The sequence below is a fragment of the Pseudomonas sp. GW456-L12 genome, from assembly GCF_059424045.1.
In genome coordinates this window covers 35,114-54,416 of the sequence record NZ_JBWKZA010000021.1, presented here as the reverse complement: position 1 = coordinate 54,416, position 19,303 = coordinate 35,114, and the positions used below count along the sequence as shown (strand labels likewise).

The window sequence follows — 19,303 nt, the reverse complement described above, 5'->3', positions numbered from 1 at the left end:
CGTGGATTGGCGGTGGTAAGGCCGGCCTCATCGCGATCTGCAGGTCAAACTCCGGCCAATACCCGCAACCGCGCTTCGTCGAGGATCTCAATCTCGCCGTAACCCAGCTTGAGAATGCCTTGCCCCTGCAAGTCCTTGAGGATCTGGTTGGTGGTCTGGCGCGACAGCGACAGCAGCAGCGCCAGTTGCTCCTGGGGCAGGTGCAGGACCCGCCGCGGGGTGTCGGTCTCGCCGTAGCCGCGGGCGATCATCAACAGCCGGTTGGCCACCCGCGCCGGGGCCGGCATCAGGCTCAGCTGTTCGAGGTTGATAAAGGTCAGGCGCAGTTTATGGCTCATCAACAGCGCCAGCTGCCGCCAGTATTGCGGGTGTTCGTCCAGCAGTTCGAGCAGCGCCGCCTGGGGCACATTGAGCAGGCTGCACGGGCCCACGGCATAGGCGTCATGGGTGCGCGGCTGGCCGTCGAACAGGCATATCTCGCCGAACCAGTGCGGCGCCTCCACCAGGCTCAACAGCGCCTCCTTGCCCTCCTCGCTGACCGCGCCGATGCGCACCGTGCCTTCCAGCACCGCGTACAGGCCGCAGGGCGGATCGCCGCGCTGGAACAGCCGTTGGCCCGGCGCCAGCGAGCGCAAACGGGCATTGGCCAGCAGACTATTCTGTAATTGAACGGGCAAGCGGCTGAACCACTGGCCACTCATCAGGCGCTCACGCCAGACCTGCATCTTCATCGATAGCGTTATCCAAACGGGCAGCGAGCCGATTGTCGCCTAGCCGACAGAACCGGCGACCGGCGCAGGGCATGATTCGATCACCCTACAGGAGGAACAACAATGAAAAGCCTCGTCGACCATCTCAGTCAATACGCCGCCTACCACCGTGATCCGCGCAACATCGCCAGCCACTTTATCGGCATTCCGCTGATTGTGCTGGCCGTCGCGGTGCTGCTGTCGCGCCCCGCCTGGCCGGTCGCCGGGCTGTGGCTGTCGCCGGCGCTGCTGCTGGCGCTGGCGTCGTGCGCGTTCTACCTGCGCCTGGAACTGCGCCTGGGCCTGCTGATGACGCTGCTGATGGGGCTGTCGGTGTGGGCCGGCCATGGGCTGGCGCAGCAAAGCACCCTGGTCTGGCTGGCCAGCGGGGTGGGCATGTTCGTGATCGGCTGGGTGATCCAGTTCGTCGGCCATTACTACGAAGGACGCAAGCCGGCCTTTGTCGATGACGTCTCGGGGCTGATCGTCGGGCCGTTGTTCGTGGTGGCGGAGCTGGCGTTTCTGCTGGGGCTGCGCCAGGCGCTCAAGCATGAGATCGAGGCGCGGGTGGGAGGGGTGCGGGTCAATCCGAAGCGTGCCGCTGTTTGAAATGGCTATCGCGAGCAAGCTCGCTCCTACAAGGGATGGGGTTGACCATAAGTTCATGGGTCATCCCCGGATCATTGTAGGAGCGAGCTTGCTCGCGATGCTTTCGGCTTTTAGATATTGGCGACCTTCTGCCAGACCTTGGGCTTGAAGAACAACGTCTCGCCCTTGGCCAGCCCGACCAGGCTGTCATGGTCTTTCACCACTTCGGCCTCGATCAGTTCGCTCTGCCCTTCGACCTTCAAGGTCACCCGGGTGGTGGCGCCCAGCGGACGGATATCGCGCACTTCGGCGGCGTGGTGGTCGGCCAGTTCGGAGCGCGACAGCGACACTTCGTGCGGGCGGAACAGCACATGGTGGTCCTCGCCCAGGTGCAGGCGGTTGGAGTCGCCGAGGAAGTGGTAGACGAAGTCGCTGGCCGGGTTCTCGTACACCTCGCCCGGCGAGCCGATCTGCTCGATCACGCCCTTGTTCATCACCACGATACGGTCCGCCACTTCCATGGCTTCTTCCTGGTCGTGGGTGACGAATACCGAGGTCAGGTTGATGTCTTCGTGCAGCCGCGCCAGCCAGCGCCGCAGCTCCTTGCGCACCTTGGCATCCAGGGCGCCGAAGGGTTCGTCCAGCAGCAGCACTTTCGGCTCCACCGCCAGGGCGCGGGCCAGGGCGATCCGCTGGCGCTGACCACCGGACAGCTGTTCCGGGTAGCGGTCGGCGAGCCAGTCCAGCTGCACCATATTCAACAGCTCATGGACCTTCTCGGCGATCTTGCTTTCGCTCGGGCGCTGGTTCTTCGGCTTCATGCGCAGGCCGAAGGCGACGTTGTCGAACACGCTCATATGGCGAAACAGCGCGTAGTGCTGGAACACGAAACCGACGTTGCGATCGCGCACGTCGTGGCCGGAGACGTCCTCGCCGTGGAACACGATGCTGCCGGCGTCCGGGGTTTCCAGGCCGGCGATGATCCGCAGCAGGGTGGTCTTGCCGCAGCCGGACGGGCCCAGCAGCGCCACCAGCTCGCCGCTCTGGATGTCCAGGTTGATGCTGTTCAGGGCCTTGAAGGCGTTGAAGTTCTTGCTGACGTTACGGACTTCGATCGACATGATTCATTCCTCCGCGGCGCTGGCGCGCAGGCGGTTGATACGGTTTTCGCTCCACTGCTTGAGCAGCAGGATGAAGAGCGCCAGGATCAGCAACAGGCTCGCGACGGCGAACGCGGCGACGTGGTTGTATTCGTTGTAGAGGATCTCGACGTGCAGCGGCAGGGTGTTGGTCACCCCGCGAATGTGCCCGGAAACCACCGACACCGCGCCGAATTCACCCATGGCCCGCGCGGTGCAAAGCACCACGCCGTAGATCAGGCCCCACTTGATGTTCGGCACGGTCACATGCCAGAACATCTGCCAGCCGTTGGCCCCCAGCAGCCGCGCGGCTTCCTCTTCCTGGGTGCCCTGCTCCTGCATCAGCGGGATCAGCTCACGGGCGACGAAGGGCACTGTGACGAAGATGGTCGCCAGGACGATGCCCGGCAGGGCGAACACGATCTGGATATCGTGATCCTGCAACCACGGCCCGAACAGGCCCTGGGCGCCGAACATCAGCACATAGACCAGGCCGGCGATCACCGGCGAGACCGAGAACGGCAAATCGATCAGGGTCACCAGGATGCTCTTGCCGCGGAAGGTGTATTTGCTCACGCACCAGGCGGCGCTGACGCCGAACACCAGGTTCAGCGGCACCGAGATCAGCACGGCGATCACCGTCAGCTTCAGGGCCGACAGCGCGTCCGGCTCGAAGATCGCGGCGAAGAACGCGCCGAGGCCGAGCTTGAGCCCCTGGGACACCACGATAAACAGCGGCAGCAGCAGGAACAGGGCGAAGATCAGCCAGCCGAGGCCGATCAGGATGCGCCGCGAGGTGGCGCTGCCACGACGGTCGGCGTTGGCCGAAGAGGCTGCGGAAATGGACGATTGGGACATGGTTCGCGCCTCCTTAAGGTCGTTCGATGCGCCGCTGCAACAGGTTGATCAGCAGCAACAGGACAAAGGAAACCACCAGCATCAACACGCCGATGGAGGTCGCGCCGGTGTAATCGTACTGGTCGAGCTTGACCATGATCAGCAGCGGCAGGATTTCGGTTTTCATCGGCATGTTGCCGGCGATGAAGATCACCGAGCCGTACTCGCCGACGCCCCGGGCAAAGGCCAGGGCAAAACCGGTCAGCCAGGCCGGCAGCAGCGCCGGTACCAGGATGTGGCGGAACACCTGCCAGGGCTTGGCGCCGAGGCAGGCGGCGGCTTCTTCGACCTCACGGGGAATGTCGGCCAGCACCGGCTGCACGGTGCGCACCACGAACGGCAGGGTGACGAAGGTCAGCGCCAGGGTGATGCCCAGGGGGGTGTAGGCGATCTTGAAACCCAGGTCGGTGGCGAACTGGCCGACCAGGCCAGTCGGCGCGTACAGCGCGGTCAGCGCAATACCGGCCACCGCGGTGGGCAAGGCGAACGGCAGGTCGATCATCGCATCGATGATCTTGCGCCCAGGAAAGCTGTAGCGCACCAACACCCAGGCCAGCAGCGTGCCGATCACGCCATTGATGATCGCCGCGTACAGCGCCGTGCCGAAGCTCAGCTTGAGCGCGGCGAGGACCCGCGGCGCCGAGACAATGGCCCAGAACTGATCCCAGGTGAGTTGGGCGGCATGCACGAACATCGCCGCCAGGGGTATGAGCACAATCAGGCTGAGGTACACCAAGGTGTAGCCCAGCGTCAGCCCGAAGCCGGGTATGACGGGGGAGATACGACGCGACATAAAAGTCCTTGGTTAGCGGGTAGATACCATTGTAGGAGCGAGCTTGCTCGCGAAGAACTCAAGGGCACCGCGCTCAATCAGAATGTACGCGTTATCGTTGACGATCTTCGCGAGCAAGCTCGCTCCTACAGGTAGTGTTGCTTACTGCGCCTGGTAGATCTGGTCGAACACCCCGCCATCGTTGAAGAATTTCGGCTGGGCAGTTTTCCAGCCGCCGAAGTCCTTGTCGATGGTCACCAGGTCCAGTTTGGGGAACTGCTGAGCGTATTTGGCCGCGACGTCCTTGTCCCGTGGACGATAGAAGTTCTTCGCCGCGATCTCCTGGCCAGCCGGGCTGTACAGGTGCTTGAGGTAGGCCTCGGCGATCTCGGTGTTGCCCTTTTTCTCGGCGTTCTTGTCCACCACCGCCACGGGCGGCTCGGCGAGGATCGACAGCGAAGGCACCACGATGTCGAACTTGTCGGCGCCGCCGTCTTCCTTCAGCGCCAGGAAAGCTTCGTTTTCCCAGGCCAGCAACACGTCGCCCTGACCGTTGTTGACGAAGGTGATGGTCGAGCCGCGGGCGCCGGTGTCCAGTACCGGTACGTGCTTGAACAGCTCTTTCACGTATTCCTGGGCCTTGGCTTCGCTGCCACCGGCTTTCAGGCCATAGGCCCAGGCGGCGAGGAAGTTCCAGCGGGCGCCACCGGAGGTTTTCGGGTTCGGCGTGATCACCGACACGTCTTTCTTGATCAGGTCGCCCCAGTCCTTGATGCCCTTGGGATTGCCCTTGCGCACCAGGAACACGATGGTCGAGGTGTAGGGCGTGCTCGCATCCGGCAGGCGTGTTTGCCAGTCGGCCGGCAGGGTCTTGCCGAGCTTGGCGATTTCATCGATGTCGCCGGCCAGCGCCAGGGTCACCACGTCGGCGCGCAGGCCGTCGATCACCGCGCGGCCCTGCTTGCCCGAGCCGCCGTGGGATTGCTGGATCTTGACGTTGTCGCCCGGGTGTTCCTTTTTCCAGAAGCTTGTGAATTCGCTGTTGTAGTCCTGGTACAGCTCGCGGGTCGGGTCGTACGACACGTTGAGCAACTCGTAATCCTTGGCAACGGCGGAACCGGCAAAAACGGCGCTGGCGAGGGCGGCCAGGGCATAACGGCGAATCGACGACATGATGGAGCTCCCGAAATTTTTTAATGTGCTGGCATTTTTCTTATGGCGAATCAGGCCCGCATTCGTGGGCGAACGCTGGGGTTCAGGCTGGGGGTCATGGATGACGCCCTCCGGTGGTCCAGTCGGGCCTCTCGTGCGAGAGGTGGTGCGAAATTCAGCTTGGCTTGTTGCCGGGGTTTTGCAGGCGGAATTTTTCCTTGCGTTCGATCTGCACGACCTGGGCGTTGTGCACGGTGATTTCCACCGCGCCGAAACGCAGGTCGCGCAATGCGCTTTGAATCTCGCGCAAGATGGTTTGTTCGTCCTGGCCGTCAACGCTACGAAGAGATGCGCTCATGGTGTTGCTCCTGAATGAGATGTGCCTGGCAGTGGCGGCACTGCTTGCGGCGTGAGGGCAATAGTAGATAGGCGCAGATATTCTTAAAAATACTATTTAAGAATGTTTATATAACCAGAAGAAATTATTTGAATTGACGCGGGGTTGCGTGAGATTGCACCACCAACCCGCCTCTGTAGGAGCGAAGCTTGCTCGCGATCGAGGCACCACGGTGCATCAGACAGGACGCCATCGCGGGCAAGCCTCGCTCCTACAGAAACGAGCGCCTGCCCGCGATGCCTCGACAGGATCAGTGAATTTGCGGCGCCCGGTTCCATTGCAGTTGCGCCGCCGGCACCGGGCGGCCGAACCAGTAGCCCTGGCCCAGGTCGCAGCCCTGGTCGAGGAGGAAGCGCGCCTGTTCCACCTGTTCGATGCCTTCGGCGTGCACCTGCATGCCCATGCTCTGGGCCAGGGCGATGATCACCCGGGAGATCGCCGCGTCGTCTTCGTCCCCCGGCAGGCCGGCGACAAAACCCTGGTCGATCTTCAGCTTCTGCACCGGCAGGCGCTTGAGCCGCAGCAGCGAGGAATAACCGGTGCCGAAGTCGTCGATGGCCAGGCGCAGCCCCAGTTCGCGCAGGCGGTGCATCTGCTCCAGGGCGACTTCCGGGTCTTCCATCACCGCGCTTTCGGTGACTTCCAGCTCCAGGTAGGCCGGGTCCAGGCCGGTGTCGTGCAGCACCTGGGCCACCTGCTGGTACAGCTCGCGGCGGGCGAACAGGCGGCTGGAGACATTCACCGCGACGAACGACAACGCCATGCCCTCCGCCTGCCATTGGCACATCTGCCGGCAGGCCTGCTGCATGACCCAGGCATCGATCTCGGCGATCAGCCCGGCGCGCTCGGCAATCGGAATGAACTCCCCAGGCGGTACCAGGCCGCGTTGCGGATGCTCCCAGCGCACCAGCGCCTCAACCCCGACCAGGCGGCTGCTGGCAAGGTCGTGCACCGGCTGGTAGAACACCCGCAGCTCCTGCTGCTCCAGGGCGCGGCGCAATTCGAAGGCAATTTCCACCCGTTGCTGGGCGTGGGCCGTCAGTTCCTCGGTGTACAGCGCGTAACTGTCGCGCCCGGCGCTCTTGGCCTTGAACAGCGCCGTGTCGGCATTGCGCAGCAGTTGCTCGGCGCTCAGGGCATCGCTGGGAAACAGGCTGATGCCGATGCTGGCATTGATGAACAGCTGGTTCTCGTCCATCAGGAAAGGCTGCTTCACCCCGTCGATGATGCGCTGCGCCAGCACCGCGGCCTGCCCCGGCTGCGCGCAGCTCTCGACCAGCACCGCGAACTCGTCACCGCCCAGCCGCGCCAGGGTGATACCCGGGCCGAACATGCCTTGCAGGCGCTGGGCCACGGCCTTGAGCAGGCGGTCGCCGATATTGTGTCCGAGGCTGTCGTTGATCATCTTGAAGTGATCCAGGTCGACCATCAGCAGCGCACAGCCGCGCTTGTGGATCTGCGCCGACGCCAGGGCCTGCTCGGCGCGGTCGGTGAACAGCAGGCGATTGGGCAGGTCGGTCAGCGGGTCGTGGTGCGCCAGGTGGGCCAGTTCGTGCTCGGAATCCTTGATCGCGCTGATGTCGGAAAACACCGCGACATAGTGGCTGAGCAGGCCGTCGTCATCGCGGATGGCGCGGATGGTCTGCCACTGCGGGTAGATCTCGCCGCACTTGCGCCGGTTCCAGATCTCGCCGCTCCACTCGCCCGTGGCGCTCAGCGAATCGAACATGGCCTGGTAGAAATCCGCCGTGTGATGCCCGGACTTGAACAGGCTCGGCTGGCGGCCCAGCACCTCGTCGCGCTGATAGCCGGTGATCTCGATGAACGCACGGTTCACGTGGACGATCTGGCCCCGGCGGTCGCTGACCAGCACCCCTTCGCGGGTGCAATCGAACACGGCGGCCGCCTGGCGCAGACGCTCGCGGTCCTCGCGCTGGTGATGCAGCCAGGAGTCGGCACCCAGCAAACGCAGCAGACGGCCCCGCGCGATGAAGATCAGGACCGCGCTGACCAGGGCCCAGAGATACCCGTTGATCAGTTGCCAGCGCGCCAGATCGTTCGACTCATCGAAGAAACTGCTCAATAAATGACCACTGAGCTGCAACCACACCACAGACAACAAGAGATAGAGCAAGGCTGCGCGCAAAGCGTCGCGGGAAGAAACCGACATAAGGTCGTCAATGTCCTTACGGAAAGCTTGGGATTATAGAGGAAGAAACATCTCGCCACTCTTATCTGAAAGGGCGACTGGTTTTCTCTGTGGGCTCGGTGATAATGCGACTGCTGTTTTTTCTTTATCGAGGGCCCTACAGCCTATGTGGTACGAAGGTTTTCTTGGCTTGTCGGCCTGGCAACTGGTGGCAGTCACCCTGTTAATGACTCACGTGACCATCGTTGGCGTCACGGTTTACCTGCATCGCTATTCAGCCCACCGCTCCCTGGAGCTCAATGCCGGCCTGAAACATTTCTTCCGCTTCTGGCTGTGGCTGACCACGGCGCAGAACACCCGCGAGTGGACCGCCATCCACCGCAAGCACCACGCCAAATGCGAAACCGAGGATGACCCCCACAGCCCGGTGATCAAGGGCCTGTCCACGGTGCTGCGCAAAGGCGCCGAGCTGTACCGCGAAGAGGCGAAAAACCCGGAAACCCTGCGCATCTACGGCAAGAACTGCCCGGACGACTGGATCGAACGCAACCTCTACTCACGCTACAAGCTGGGCGGCGTGGCGCTGATGGCGGTGATCGACCTGCTGCTGTTCGGCACCATCGGCATCACCATCTGGGCGATCCAGATGATGTGGATCCCGGTCTGGGCCGCCGGGGTGATCAACGGTCTGGGCCATGCGGTCGGCTATCGCAACTTCGAATGCCGCGACGCGGCCACCAACCTGGTGCCCTGGGGCATCCTGGTCGGCGGCGAAGAGCTGCACAACAACCATCACACCTACCCCAACTCGGCCAAGCTGTCGGTGAAGAAGTGGGAGTTCGACCTGGGCTGGGCCTGGATCAAGGTGTTCAGCTTCCTGCGCCTGGCCAAGGTGCAGCGGGTCGCGCCGATCGCCCACCGGGTCGAAGGCAAGGGCCACCTGGACATGGACACGGCGATGGCGATCCTCAACAACCGTTTCCAGATCATGGCCCAGTACCGCAAGCTGGTGATCGCGCCGCTGGTCAAGCAGGAGCTGGACAAGGTCGATCACTCGGTGCGCCACCAGTTCCATCGCGCCAAGCGCCTGCTGTCGCGGGAGACCAGCCTGCTGGAAGAGCGCCACCATGCGCGTATCCAGAACATGCTGGAGCACAGCCAGGCCCTGAAAGTGATCTACGAAAAGCGCCTGGCGCTGCAGCAGATCTGGGCCAAGACCAGCTCCAACGGCCACGACATGCTGGCGGCGATCAAGGACTGGGTCCACGAAGCCGAGGCCAGCGGGATCCAATCGCTGCGCGACTTCGCCAGCCAGTTGAAAACCTACTCGCTGCGTCCCGCCAGCCTCTGACGCTGGCCCGTTCACCTGCCATGGCAAGCCCGGCTGCCGTGGCGGGTGGGCTTCGCTGCCCTCCCCGCCCCATGAGCTCCAGCCCGTCCTCCGCGCCACCGTGACCGCCCAGCGGCTGCCGGCTCCCAGACCGCGGCAAACGGGAACTTCGTCGCCAATCCCCTATCTCAAGCAACACTTCGCCATCCAGGCGGGCTTTCCGTGGCCGCTTCGTTTCCCGAGCGGCGAGCGCTTTGAGATCGGTGCCGATGGTCAACAAGAACCCACAACTCCCATCCGCTTTTCCCCAGTGGCCCGAGGCCGCGCAAACCCTGATGGCGCTGATGCATGCCCAGGGCGAGGTCGCCCGGCTGACAGAACGCGAACAGCTGTTCAGCTCGTTGCTGGTCAGCGTCAATGCCGTGCTCTGGGCCTTCGACTGGGAAGCCCGCCAGGTGCTGTATGTCAGCCCGGCGTATGAACGCATTTTCGGCCGCTCCGCCGGCCTGCTGCTGGCCGACGCCAACGAATGGCGCGACAGCGTCTACCCCGACGACCTCGAATACGCCGAGCGGACCCTGGCCCAGGTGCTGGAAAAAGGCGCGGTGGAAGACCGCGAATACCGCATCATCGATGCCCAGGGCCAGGTCCGCTGGCTCAGCGACAAGTGCTTCATCAATCGCAATGCCGCCCCCGGGGACCGGGTGATTATCGTCGGCCTGGCCGAGGACATCACCGAGAAAAAGCACCTGGAAACCGAGCTGCAACGCCTGGCCACCACCGACGTGCTGACCCAGAGCAGCAACCGCCGGCACTTCTTCGAATGCGCCAACCGCGAATTCGAGCAGGCGTGTCAGCAAGGCACGCCGCTGGCCTTCCTGCTGCTGGATATCGATGACTTCAAGGTGGTCAACGACACCTACGGCCACCCCGAGGGCGATAACGTCCTGCAACGCATCGCCGAGACCGGCCGCGCGACCCTGCGCCGTGGCGATCTGTTCGGGCGTATCGGTGGCGAGGAATTCGCCGCCCTATTCCCCGGTTGCGCCCCGGACATGGCGCGCCAGGTTGCCGAACGCCTGCAGCGGGAAATCCAGCGCCTGACCTTCAACCATGGCGAGGAGCAGTTCAGCATCACCGTCAGCCAGGGCCTGACCAGCCTCACCGCCGACGACGAAAACCTCGACAGCCTCTTCGCCCGCGCCGACGCGGCGATGTACGAAGCCAAGCGCCAGGGCAAGAACCGGATCGTTTCGGGGTAGGTCGCAACTGCAACCCACCGTAGCCGCTGCCGAGGTACGGGGGGTCATGAATTGGCCAAACGCAATAAGAGCTGCGAAAAGAGGTACTGCGAAAGCTCAGCACCTCAGCCGGCTGCGCACCTGTAGCCGCTGCCGAGCAACGCGAGGCTGCGAACGATGGCGCAGCCATCGCAAAGCAGGCTCCGCGTTACATCAGGTACACCGCGTGCGCTGGTTTTGCGGCGGCTGCGCCGCCGATCGCAGCCTCGCAGGCTAGGCAGCGGCTACAGGATTGCGCGGCGTCCTCACGCTTCTCGCGTATCGGTTTTACGCAGGCGAACCAGCTCCGGCAGGCCGATCTTGAGCAGGCGCGCGGTCTTGCTGTCGGCCAGCTCTTCGAGGCCCTCGGATGGCCGCAGGCGGGCGAGCTGGGCGGAGAGGTTCATCACCAGGGCCTCGCGGGAATAAACCCCGCCACCGAGCTGGTAGGCCGAGGCAATCAGCTCGCGCAGCTCCAGCGGCAGGCGCCAGCGGGTGCGCAAGGCCGAACCATAGGCCGCGCCGAACTGTGCCAGGGCATCGCCGATCTCTTCCATGTCGTCCAGCGCGCCACCGGCCTGCTTCCACTCTTGCAGGCAACGCAGCAGCGCCAGGTCCCCCAGGCGATGCAGCATGCCGGCGCAATAGCAGCGCTCCTGGTCCAGGTCCAGCAAGCGGGCCAGGGTCCGGCCGTATTCCGCGGTGTGCAGCGACAGCTCCCAGTAACGCTCGGCGTAATCGCCCAGGGCCGGGTCGCTCAGGCGCGCGCTGCGCTTGAGCGCCAGGCCGAGAATCAGGTTCATGCTCTGCCCGGTACCCAGCCGGTGGAGGGCCTGGGCCAGGGTCTGCACCGCGCTGCCATGGTGCTGGGCGGCGCTGTTGGCCGCGGCGATCAGCACCGCGTTGATCTGCGGGTCGGTACGCACCTCTTCTTCCAGCAGCTTGAGGTCGAGACCGTCGGGGTTGAGGCTGCGCTTCACCGCCAGTTGCACATCGGCGAGCAACGGCGCGCCGTCGGCCAGCTCGCGGCGGCGCTCGAGAAAGGTCCACAGGGTCATGCCCGGCGCCAGGGTCGGCACCTCGCACGACACTTCCTGGCCGGGGTCCAGCAGCAGGTCCTGCAGGCGCTGGGTCAGGCCTTCCATGTTCAGCGGCTTGGTCAGGTAGGCCGTCGGCGCCAGCGGCAGGGCTTCGCGCACGCTGGCGCTGTCGTTGCGGCTGCTCATGAGGATGAACGGCAGCACCGGGTTGCGCTTGCGCTGGCGCACGCTGCGCAGCAGGCCCAGGCCGTCGACACCGGGCAGCTCCCAGTCGGCAATCACCAGGTCATAGGGGTTTTCGGCCAGCAGCTGCAGGGCTTCCTGACCGTCGGCGCACACGTCCAGCCGCGCGTCGCAACGTACATTCAACAACACCTGCTTGAGCAAATCGCGCGACCAAGGGTCCGCCTCGGCAATCAACACTCGCGGTACAGCGGGTAAATCCACAGCAGTCATGCAGCACGCTCCCTGGGCAATCCTTTGCACCTTAGTCAATGCCGAGCCTTCCATACAGCGCAAATGCACTGCGCAGCCTCTATCGGCACAAAAAAACCCGCCGAGGCGGGTCTTTTTGTCAATCAGGTCACAGGCGGGATCAGAGTTCGGAGAAGCACTCTTCGATGATCGCCAGGCCCTTGTCCAGCTGCTCGTCCGGCGAGGTCAGCGGAACCAGCACGCGCAGGACGTTGCCGTAGGTGCCGCAGGACAGCAGGATCAGGCCCTTGTCGCGCGCCTTGGCAACAACCTGTGCCACGGCGGCCGCGTTCGGCTTGTGGCTGTCGCCGTTCTCGAACAGCTCGACCGCGATCATCGCGCCCAGGGCACGCACGTCGCCGATTACCGGGTACTTGGCCTGGATGGCCTTGAGGCCGGTCACCAGACGCTCGCCGACCGCCTTGCAACGGTCCAGCAGGTGCTCTTCCTCGAACACTTCCATCACGGCCAGGGCCGCGGCGCAGGCGATCGGGCTACCGGCGTAGGTGCCGCCCAGGCCGCCTGGCGCGATGGCGTCCATGTATTCGGCCTTGCCGCAGACACCGGCCAGCGGGAAGCCGCCAGCGATGGACTTGGCGAAGGTGGTCAGGTCGGCGGCAACGCCCATCTGCTCCATGGCGAAGAAGGTGCCGGTACGGCCAGCGCCGGTCTGCACTTCGTCGGCGATCAGCAGGATGCCGTGCTGGTCGCAGAGGGCGCGCAGACGCTTCATGAACTCTTTAGGCGCGACGTAGAAACCGCCTTCGCCCTGTACCGGCTCGATGATGATCGCGGCGATGTCACGTGGCTCGGCATCGTTCTTGAAGATGCGCTCGATGCTGGCGATCGAATCGTCGATGCTCACACCGTGCAGCTCGTTCGGGTACAGCGCGCGGAAGATGCCGCCTGGCATCAGGCCCATGCCGGCCGAGTAAGGCACGACCTTGCCGGTCAGGCCCAGGGTCATCATGGTGCGACCGTGGTAGGCGCCGGTGAAGGCGATCACGCCGGCGCGGCCAGTGGCGGCACGGGCGATCTTCACCGAGTTTTCCACGGCTTCGGAACCGGTGGTCACCAGCAGGGTTTTCTTGGCGAAATCGCCCGGCACCTTGGCGTTCACTTTTTCGCACAGTTCCACGTAAGGCTCGTAGGCCAGGACCTGGAAGCAGGTGTGGGTCAGCTTGTTCAGCTGCTCGGTCACCGCGGCGACGATTTTCGGGTGCAGGTGGCCGGTGTTGAGTACGGCGATACCGCCGGCGAAGTCGATGAACTCGCGACCTTCAACGTCGGTTACCGTGGCGTTCTTCGCGGAGTCGGCGAAGATCGGGTGAATCTGGCCAACACCGCGCGGTACGGCGGCTTCACGGCGTTTCATCAGGGATGCGTTGGTCTTGCTCATAGTGTCCTCATTCGCCGCTCATCGGTCGGCGTGGTTCAAGGATGACGTGGCGGGGAGGCAACCGCGGCAGCATGCGATGATCGACTGCCCCGGCTATCCCGGCCACTACTGAAATATCGTTTACAGCACGCCAGGGGACAGCGCTCTCGTGCCCCTGGCGTTTAAAACCATGCCTTGGCGCGGGTATCAGATGCCCAGGCAGAGGTATTTGATTTCCAGGTAATCCTCGATACCGTACTTGGAACCTTCACGGCCCAGGCCCGAGGCCTTGATACCGCCGAACGGCGCGACTTCGTTGGAGATCAACCCGGTGTTGACGCCGACCATGCCGTATTCCAGGGCTTCGGCCACACGGAACACACGGCCCAGGTCGCGAGCGTAGAAGTACGAGGCCAGGCCGAACTCGGTGTCGTTGGACATCGCGATCACTTCGGCTTCGTCCTTGAAACGGAACAACGGCGCCAGCGGACCGAAGGTTTCTTCCTTGGCCACGGCCGCGTCTTTCGACACGTTGACCAGGATGGTCGGCTCGAAGAAGTTGCCTTCCATCGGCTTGCCACCGGCCAACAGGGTCGCGCCTTTGCCCAGGGCGTCGGCGATGTGTTCCTGGACCTTGGCCACGGCTTTTTCGTCGATCAGAGGACCTGTGGTGGTGCCTTCTTCCAGGCCGTTGCCGATTTTCAGCTTGGCCACCGCGACCTTGAGCTTCTCGGCGAAGGCGTCGTAGACCGAATCCTGGATGTACAGGCGGTTGGCGCAGACACAGGTCTGACCGTTGTTGCGGTACTTGGAGATGATCGCGCCTTCGACGGCCTTATCCAGGTCCGCGTCGTCGAACACGATAAAGGGCGCGTTGCCGCCCAGCTCCAGGGAAACCTTCTTGATGTCCTTGGCGCATTCGGCCATCAGCTGGCGACCGATTTCGGTCGAGCCGGTGAAGGACAGCTTGCGCACGATCGGGTTGCTGGTCAGCTCGCCGCCGATGTCGCCGGCGCTGCCGGTGACCACGCTCAGCACGCCTTTCGGAATGCCCGCGCGGTGCGCCAGCTCGACCAGGGCCAGGGCCGAGAACGGGGTCTGCGAGGCCGGCTTGATCACCATGGTGCAACCAGCGGCCAGGGCCGGGCCGGCTTTACGGGTGATCATCGCCGCCGGGAAGTTCCACGGGGTGATGGCCGCGGTCACGCCGATCGGCTGCTTGATCACGATCAGGCGCTTGTCCGGCTGGTGGCCGGGAATCACGTCGCCGTAGATGCGCTTGGCTTCTTCGGCGAACCATTCGATGAAGGAGGCGGCGTAGGCGATTTCGCCCTTGGCTTCGGCCAGTGGCTTGCCCTGCTCCAGGGTCATCAGGCGACCGAGGTCGTCCTGGTTTTCGATCAGCAGCTCATACCAGCGACGCAGCTTGGTCGCCCGCTCCTTGGCGGTCAGCGCGCGCCAGGCCGGCAGGGCCTTGTCGGCGGCTTCGATGGCACGACGGGTTTCGGCAGCGCCCATCTTCGGCACGGTGCCGAGGATTTCGCCCGTGGCCGGGTTGTTCACTTTGATGGTCTGGCCGTTATCCGCGTCGACCCAAGCCCCATCGATGAAGGCTTGCTGGCGGAACAACTGGGCGTCTTTAAGCTGCATGTCGGTTTCCTTAACAGCACCGCGCGGGGCGGAGCGAATTGTGATTGTTGAAAGGCGCCTTGACAGGCTGCCGTCAGGAAAAACTGTTACCGGGCTCAAGCACAGAAATAGCGCCTGTCAGAATAGACGGGCGGATCGGCTCTCAGACAAGAGCGTTTGAAATCTCAAACGAATCCTAGGGTCAACCAGGGGACAGGGCAATAGGCTGTTCGAAAAAAAGAACGAAAACGCCGCTTTGGCAGAATCTTTCGGATCAACGACACCGTCCCTGCGATTGCCCCCTCTGTAGGAGCGAGCTTGCTCGCGATGGCGGCCTGGCGGTCGACATGGGTGTCGAATGGGCGTTCTTTATCGCGAGCAAGCTCGCTCCTACAGGGGGGTGGGCGTGCCAAACGCAAAAAACCCCGCAGCCGGAAGGCTGCGGGGTTGTTCCAGGGCCAGGCCTTAGGTGAACGACTTGAGGATCGTCAGCAGGCTGGCGAGGTTGTCGCCGACACCGCCCTGGGCCATTTTTTCGGTGGCCGCCGCGCCTGCGGTGGTGTTGACGCTGTAGATCTGCATCACGCCCTGGTTGGTCGCCGCCTGGGCCAGGGTGTTTTGCTGTTGCTGGGCCGAGACCGAGTTCTGGAACAGGATCGCTACGGATTGCCCCAGGGACTGGTAGATGGTGCCCATCGACATGGCCGGCGCTTCGGCCACGACCTTGACGTTGGTCTGGGTCACGGCGTCGGTGATTTGCGGACTGACTGTACTCATAGGTGAAACTCCTTATTTCAAGAAAGAACAACTTCCGTTAGCGCTCGCCCGATCAAGGGTTGAACGATTTGAGGACTGTCAGCAGGCTGGTCAGGTTGTCGGCCACGCCGCCCTGGGCGACTTTTTCGGTCGCCGCCGCGCCGGCGGTGGTATCGACGCTGTAGATCTGCATCACGCCTTGGTTGGTGGCGGCCTGGGCCAGGGTATTTTGCTGCTGCTGGGCGGAAACAGCGTTCTGGAACAGAATCGCCGTGGCCTGGCCCATGGACTGGTAGATGGTGCTCATCGCCATCGCTGGGGATTCGGCCACCACTTTGACGTTGGTCTGGGTGACCGCGTCGGTAATTTGCTCGTTGACTAATGGCATGGTTCAACTTCCTTTGTTTAGTACACGGCGGGTTCCGTGTTAACCAATGAACGTGGCAAAACACAGGCTGTGAACGAGCAAATGCTCAAGGGTCCTCCGGCGCGTCGCCTGCCTGGTCGATACGGGAAAGCACCGCCTCGACCTGCTGCACCAGCCCCAGCATCCGCGCTTGCACGGCTTCCTCGACGGTCTGGCGGATCAGTTGGTTCTGCGCGCTGCTGAGCATCCGCACAGGCTCCTCCGGCGCATCGATAACCGTCGCCTGTTGCTTGGCCGCCAGCCACTGGCGGATCACCGCTTCGCGCTGCTGAGGACTGCCCAGCAGGCTGCTTTCGCTGACCCTGGCCTGCTCCATCAAGTCGCGGGTGCGTTGTCTCTCGCTCTCGATCAGGTGCTGGGTCTGGTTGAGCACCCGCTCCATGACACCCGTGCGCGGCTCGCTGCGCATCCAGGCTTCGAGAATCTGCTTTTCGCCCGGGGACAGGCTCAGGTTGAGCGCATCGGCCAATTGATAAAGACTCGCTAGCGAGTCGGAATTTTCCTGGGGCATCTCGGCCTCCTCCTTGCTCATTAAAGAACGTGCTGCTGCCCAGTCCCGGTGGGGCTCCGGGACCGGGTGCTCATGACGCCAGGACGGCGTGACTCAGGACGGCGGCGCGCCGCGATTGGCCAGGGTGTTGCTGTACTTGGCGATGCTCTCGTCGATCTTGTCGATGGCAATACCCGCCGCTGTCGCCTCCAGGGCGCCGGCGGCCGCGGCAACGGCGGCGGCCGCCCCCACCAGCAGATCGGTGGCCAGGGCGCCCAAGGCGTCCTCGGCGGCTTTTTCGGGATGGTTCTCGACGATGTTTTTCGTCATCTGCTCGAGCAATACCGCCTGGGCCGCCAGCGCCAGCTTGCTGACCCCGTCGAAATAGCCCGCCGCCGATTGCGCGACCAGGCCGGCGGCCTGGCTGATCATCATGTCCGGGGCAATGGCGATCTGCGCCGGGGCGTAGCTGAAGGTCTGCGCGTTGGTGAACTGCACCGCCTCGACGATCTGGCTGTTCAGCGCATCGGTGCTGCCGGTCGGCGGCGCCGCGACCTGGACCATCATGTAGTCGTTCATGCGGTCCATCACCGTGCGCGGCGACTTGCTGGGAGTACTCGGTGGCGGGGAGTCGCCCGCTGGGGTGGGATCGGCAACCTGGGGCCCCGCAGCCGTAGGCTCGGCGGCTTCGGGATTGCTCGGCCTGGGATTGCGCGGTTCGGTATCGCTTGGCTTGGGATCAACCGCCTCGGGGTCGGTCGCCGACGTGGCGTCAGTCTCCGGCTCGACGGCGGCAGCGGGTTTTTTCTTGAACCAGAACATGAGGCATCTCCCCAGGCGTCAAGGCTTCTCGCCGATCTGCATGATCAGCGACACCGCCTTGGAGATCACCGCATTGGAGATCTGATTCAACGCCTGCTGGCTGTTGACCGCGTTCTGCAGGGACAGCCCCGCCGAATGACTGGCCACCTGGTACAGCGAGGCAATGGCCTGGGCCGGCGCCTCGGCCACCACCTTGACGTTGGTTTGCGTTACAGCGTCGGTAATCTGGCTGTTGACCTCTGGCATACATCTCTCCTTGATGGAAGGCGCCAGCGCAGGCGCGCTGACGGTGAACTCGTCGACGGTTTCAGGTGCTCATGACACAAGAACGCCCGGCATCCACGGCTGTGAACGCAAAAGCGCTGTCAACGCAGCGCCGCCCGCAGCAACTGCACGCGCTTGCGCACCAGGGGCTGGGCGATGCCCAGCTCGGCGGCGATCTGCGGGTACGGCAATTCCTCGACAAAGCGCATTTCAAACAACCGCCGCTGGAGCAATGGCAGTTGCTCCACGCGATTGCCCAACTGCACCAGTCGTTCGAACCGCTCGGTGTACTCGAACACCGATAGGCAAGGCGCGGCGAGAAGGGCCTGGTGATCGTGCTCAAGGTCGATCGAATGATCGAATAGCTGCCCTTCACGCTTGCTGCGCCGCAGGCTGTCGAGAAACACATGGTCCAGCACCAGAAACAGAAAACCCTGCGGCTCTCGTATGCGTTCCGGGGAACGCCTGAAGAACAGCAGGGCTTTCACGGCCGTGTTGGACAGCCACTCCTGGGCCAGGGCCAGGTTGCCCCTGGCTCTCCGGTTGGCCCGGCGCATCAGCTCGGGGTACACCGCTCGCCAGCTTGCCTCGAACAACCGATCGACCGCCGCCACTTCACGAAAAGATCCCATCGCCAGCACTCCCTGTGCATTCCTTGATGAGTCGACAGTCTCTGATCGCGCAGCAGGCGTTCGCTGTTACCTGGGGAACAGTTGGACAATTAATTCAGCGAGCAGGCCTTGCGCCGTAAATGCTCGACATCGTTGATCACCAGGCGGCCGCTCTGGCAACTGATCACCCCCGAACGCCGCCACAGCTGCAACTGCACATTGAGCTTCGGCCGACTGGTGTTGAGCATCGAAGCCAGGATGCCCTGGTTGCGCGGCACCGCCGCACAGGTCGCCGGGGCCAGCTCGAAGTCATCGATATTGGCCAGCAGGAACCGCGCCAAACGCGACTCCAGGCGATGCAGGCAAACCAGTTCGAGCAACTCCAGGATCTTCATCAGGCGGGTCATCAGCAGCATCAGGACCCGCTGCCAGAACAGCGGTTCGTCGTACAGCGCCCGGAAATGCCGCCGCCCCAACAGCAGCACCCGGGTCGGGCCACAGGCGAAGGCCGAGGTTTCCCGGGCGTGGCCCTCGATCAGCGCCGACTCGCCCACCACCTGGCCGACGCCGGCGCTGCCGACAATCTGCTCGCGCCCGTCCGGGCCATGAATCACCGAATACACCTGCCCTTCGGCGACCAGCGCGATGAAGTCCAGCGCCTCGCTCTTGAGGTAGAGCACCTCCCGGTCACTCAACGAGCGCTCCACGGCATGGGTGGCCACATAACGGATCAATGTGTCCGGCAGCCCCCTGAACAGGTCAGAGCGTGCCAGCAGAGTCTGACGCAACGAAAAATCGAGCATTACCGCGCCTTTTGAATGCATGCGTTCGCCTTGACTGGTAGGAAATCGCTGCGCGAGCACGCAGCGGTTAGAGCGCTTGAAGCCATAGAGCAAAGCAAACAAAGGGACGTCCGAGGGGAGGACTTGTGAATGGGGCGAGGGGGCTTGCGGGTATCG

Annotated in this window: 20 protein-coding genes; 3 read left to right on the top strand and 17 right to left on the bottom strand. The window is 63.6% G+C overall.

Annotation, left to right across the window (positions count from 1 at the left end; all coding sequences use genetic code 11):
- Window positions 1-44: 44 nt before the first annotated feature.
- Window positions 45-731, bottom strand: coding sequence for a Crp/Fnr family transcriptional regulator (locus AC07Y9_RS22800; protein WP_102680821.1), 687 nt, complete (start codon window positions 729-731; stop codon window positions 45-47).
- 102 nt (window positions 732-833) lie between these two features.
- Between AC07Y9_RS22800 and AC07Y9_RS22795 the strand changes: the two genes are divergently transcribed.
- A complete protein-coding gene (locus tag AC07Y9_RS22795; RefSeq protein ID WP_007921526.1) occupies window positions 834-1,358 on the top strand; it encodes an Mpo1 family 2-hydroxy fatty acid dioxygenase in 525 nt (174 codons plus the stop codon).
- A gap of 110 nt (window positions 1,359-1,468) precedes the next feature.
- Here AC07Y9_RS22795 and AC07Y9_RS22790 read toward each other — a convergent pair whose 3' ends face one another.
- The 6 genes from AC07Y9_RS22790 to dibA form a co-directional block, all read right to left on the bottom strand.
- Window positions 1,469-2,458, bottom strand: a complete 990-nt coding sequence (locus AC07Y9_RS22790) for a sulfate/molybdate ABC transporter ATP-binding protein (RefSeq protein WP_007921524.1) — start codon at window positions 2,456-2,458, stop codon at window positions 1,469-1,471.
- A gap of 3 nt (window positions 2,459-2,461) precedes the next feature.
- Window positions 2,462-3,334 (bottom strand): sulfate ABC transporter permease subunit CysW, encoded by an 873-nt coding sequence (gene cysW / locus AC07Y9_RS22785; RefSeq protein WP_007921522.1) that lies wholly within the window; start codon window positions 3,332-3,334, stop codon window positions 2,462-2,464.
- Window positions 3,335-3,347: 13 nt separating this feature from the next.
- Entirely contained in the window at window positions 3,348-4,166 is an 819-nt protein-coding gene (cysT, locus tag AC07Y9_RS22780) for a sulfate ABC transporter permease subunit CysT (protein WP_007921521.1), read from the bottom strand.
- A gap of 141 nt (window positions 4,167-4,307) precedes the next feature.
- On the bottom strand, window positions 4,308-5,318 hold the full coding sequence (locus AC07Y9_RS22775; RefSeq protein ID WP_102680820.1) for a sulfate ABC transporter substrate-binding protein: 1,011 nt from the start codon (window positions 5,316-5,318) through the stop codon (window positions 4,308-4,310).
- 154 nt (window positions 5,319-5,472) lie between these two features.
- A complete protein-coding gene (gene oscA, locus AC07Y9_RS22770; protein ID WP_009041629.1) occupies window positions 5,473-5,655 on the bottom strand; it encodes a sulfur starvation response protein OscA in 183 nt (60 codons plus the stop codon).
- 289 nt (window positions 5,656-5,944) lie between these two features.
- Complete coding sequence (gene dibA / locus AC07Y9_RS22765) at window positions 5,945-7,864, bottom strand: phosphodiesterase DibA (RefSeq protein ID WP_102680819.1); 1,920 nt, start codon at window positions 7,862-7,864, stop codon at window positions 5,945-5,947.
- Window positions 7,865-8,009: 145 nt separating this feature from the next.
- Here dibA and desA point away from each other — a divergent pair, with 145 nt between their 5' ends.
- Window positions 8,010-9,194 carry a delta-9 fatty acid desaturase DesA gene (gene desA / locus AC07Y9_RS22760; RefSeq protein ID WP_007921512.1) on the top strand — a complete coding sequence of 395 codons (1,185 nt, stop codon included), beginning with the start codon at window positions 8,010-8,012 and terminating at the stop codon, window positions 9,192-9,194.
- Window positions 9,195-9,442: 248 nt separating this feature from the next.
- A complete protein-coding gene (locus AC07Y9_RS22755; protein ID WP_102680818.1) occupies window positions 9,443-10,435 on the top strand; it encodes a GGDEF domain-containing protein in 993 nt (330 codons plus the stop codon).
- 284 nt (window positions 10,436-10,719) lie between these two features.
- Here the strand turns inward: AC07Y9_RS22755 and AC07Y9_RS22750 are convergent, their stop codons facing one another.
- The 10 genes from AC07Y9_RS22750 to AC07Y9_RS22705 all read right to left on the bottom strand — a co-directional run bounded on the left by AC07Y9_RS22750 (window position 10,720) and on the right by AC07Y9_RS22705 (window position 19,147).
- Window positions 10,720-11,949: an HDOD domain-containing protein gene (locus AC07Y9_RS22750; RefSeq protein WP_102680817.1), complete on the bottom strand. Its 1,230-nt coding sequence runs from the start codon at window positions 11,947-11,949 to the stop codon at window positions 10,720-10,722.
- 139 nt (window positions 11,950-12,088) lie between these two features.
- Window positions 12,089-13,366: a 4-aminobutyrate--2-oxoglutarate transaminase gene (gene gabT, locus AC07Y9_RS22745; RefSeq protein ID WP_007930337.1), complete on the bottom strand. Its 1,278-nt coding sequence runs from the start codon at window positions 13,364-13,366 to the stop codon at window positions 12,089-12,091.
- A gap of 186 nt (window positions 13,367-13,552) precedes the next feature.
- Window positions 13,553-14,995, bottom strand: coding sequence for an NADP-dependent succinate-semialdehyde dehydrogenase (gabD, locus tag AC07Y9_RS22740; protein WP_009041623.1), 1,443 nt, complete (start codon window positions 14,993-14,995; stop codon window positions 13,553-13,555).
- A gap of 444 nt (window positions 14,996-15,439) precedes the next feature.
- Window positions 15,440-15,751 (bottom strand): RebB family R body protein, encoded by a 312-nt coding sequence (locus AC07Y9_RS22735; protein WP_025808521.1) that lies wholly within the window; start codon window positions 15,749-15,751, stop codon window positions 15,440-15,442.
- 52 nt (window positions 15,752-15,803) lie between these two features.
- The gene (locus AC07Y9_RS22730) at window positions 15,804-16,118 is read right to left on the bottom strand and encodes a RebB family R body protein (RefSeq protein ID WP_009041621.1); all 315 of its coding nucleotides are present in this window, start codon (window positions 16,116-16,118) and stop codon (window positions 15,804-15,806) included.
- 85 nt (window positions 16,119-16,203) lie between these two features.
- Complete coding sequence (locus AC07Y9_RS22725) at window positions 16,204-16,668, bottom strand: hypothetical protein (protein ID WP_102680828.1); 465 nt, start codon at window positions 16,666-16,668, stop codon at window positions 16,204-16,206.
- 93 nt (window positions 16,669-16,761) lie between these two features.
- Window positions 16,762-17,469 (bottom strand): hypothetical protein, encoded by a 708-nt coding sequence (locus AC07Y9_RS22720; RefSeq protein WP_087092330.1) that lies wholly within the window; start codon window positions 17,467-17,469, stop codon window positions 16,762-16,764.
- Between the two features lie 18 nt (window positions 17,470-17,487).
- Window positions 17,488-17,715, bottom strand: a complete 228-nt coding sequence (locus tag AC07Y9_RS22715) for a RebB family R body protein (RefSeq protein WP_007930328.1) — start codon at window positions 17,713-17,715, stop codon at window positions 17,488-17,490.
- Window positions 17,716-17,834: 119 nt separating this feature from the next.
- On the bottom strand, window positions 17,835-18,365 hold the full coding sequence (locus AC07Y9_RS22710) for an RNA polymerase sigma factor (protein ID WP_172963020.1): 531 nt from the start codon (window positions 18,363-18,365) through the stop codon (window positions 17,835-17,837).
- A gap of 89 nt (window positions 18,366-18,454) precedes the next feature.
- Window positions 18,455-19,147 (bottom strand): Crp/Fnr family transcriptional regulator, encoded by a 693-nt coding sequence (locus tag AC07Y9_RS22705; RefSeq protein WP_158245994.1) that lies wholly within the window; start codon window positions 19,145-19,147, stop codon window positions 18,455-18,457.
- Window positions 19,148-19,303 lie beyond the last annotated feature (156 nt).

Bases quoted from the DNA above. Each gene is read 5' to 3' on its own strand.
- AC07Y9_RS22720 (WP_087092330.1), bottom strand. From the start codon at position 17,469: ATGTTCTGGTTCAAGAAAAAACCCGCTGCCGCCGTCGAGCCGGAGACT.
- AC07Y9_RS22750 (WP_102680817.1), bottom strand. From the start codon at position 11,949: ATGACTGCTGTGGATTTACCCGCTGTACCGCGAGTGTTGATTGCCGAG.
- AC07Y9_RS22710 (WP_172963020.1), bottom strand. From the start codon at position 18,365: ATGGGATCTTTTCGTGAAGTGGCGGCGGTCGATCGGTTGTTCGAGGCA.
- AC07Y9_RS22735 (WP_025808521.1), bottom strand. From the start codon at position 15,751: ATGAGTACAGTCAGTCCGCAAATCACCGACGCCGTGACCCAGACCAAC.
- AC07Y9_RS22790 (WP_007921524.1), bottom strand. From the start codon at position 2,458: ATGTCGATCGAAGTCCGTAACGTCAGCAAGAACTTCAACGCCTTCAAG.
- gabD (WP_009041623.1), bottom strand. From the start codon at position 14,995: ATGCAGCTTAAAGACGCCCAGTTGTTCCGCCAGCAAGCCTTCATCGAT.
- AC07Y9_RS22755 (WP_102680818.1), top strand. From the start codon at position 9,443: ATGGTCAACAAGAACCCACAACTCCCATCCGCTTTTCCCCAGTGGCCC.
- cysW (WP_007921522.1), bottom strand. From the start codon at position 3,334: ATGTCCCAATCGTCCATTTCCGCAGCCTCTTCGGCCAACGCCGACCGT.
- AC07Y9_RS22730 (WP_009041621.1), bottom strand. From the start codon at position 16,118: ATGCCATTAGTCAACGAGCAAATTACCGACGCGGTCACCCAGACCAAC.
- AC07Y9_RS22795 (WP_007921526.1), top strand. From the start codon at position 834: ATGAAAAGCCTCGTCGACCATCTCAGTCAATACGCCGCCTACCACCGT.
- gabT (WP_007930337.1), bottom strand. From the start codon at position 13,366: ATGAGCAAGACCAACGCATCCCTGATGAAACGCCGTGAAGCCGCCGTA.
- AC07Y9_RS22715 (WP_007930328.1), bottom strand. From the start codon at position 17,715: ATGCCAGAGGTCAACAGCCAGATTACCGACGCTGTAACGCAAACCAAC.
- cysT (WP_007921521.1), bottom strand. From the start codon at position 4,166: ATGTCGCGTCGTATCTCCCCCGTCATACCCGGCTTCGGGCTGACGCTG.
- dibA (WP_102680819.1), bottom strand. From the start codon at position 7,864: ATGTCGGTTTCTTCCCGCGACGCTTTGCGCGCAGCCTTGCTCTATCTC.
- oscA (WP_009041629.1), bottom strand. From the start codon at position 5,655: ATGAGCGCATCTCTTCGTAGCGTTGACGGCCAGGACGAACAAACCATC.
- desA (WP_007921512.1), top strand. From the start codon at position 8,010: ATGTGGTACGAAGGTTTTCTTGGCTTGTCGGCCTGGCAACTGGTGGCA.
- AC07Y9_RS22800 (WP_102680821.1), bottom strand. From the start codon at position 731: ATGAAGATGCAGGTCTGGCGTGAGCGCCTGATGAGTGGCCAGTGGTTC.
- AC07Y9_RS22775 (WP_102680820.1), bottom strand. From the start codon at position 5,318: ATGTCGTCGATTCGCCGTTATGCCCTGGCCGCCCTCGCCAGCGCCGTT.
- AC07Y9_RS22725 (WP_102680828.1), bottom strand. From the start codon at position 16,668: ATGCCCCAGGAAAATTCCGACTCGCTAGCGAGTCTTTATCAATTGGCC.
- AC07Y9_RS22705 (WP_158245994.1), bottom strand. From the start codon at position 19,147: ATGCTCGATTTTTCGTTGCGTCAGACTCTGCTGGCACGCTCTGACCTG.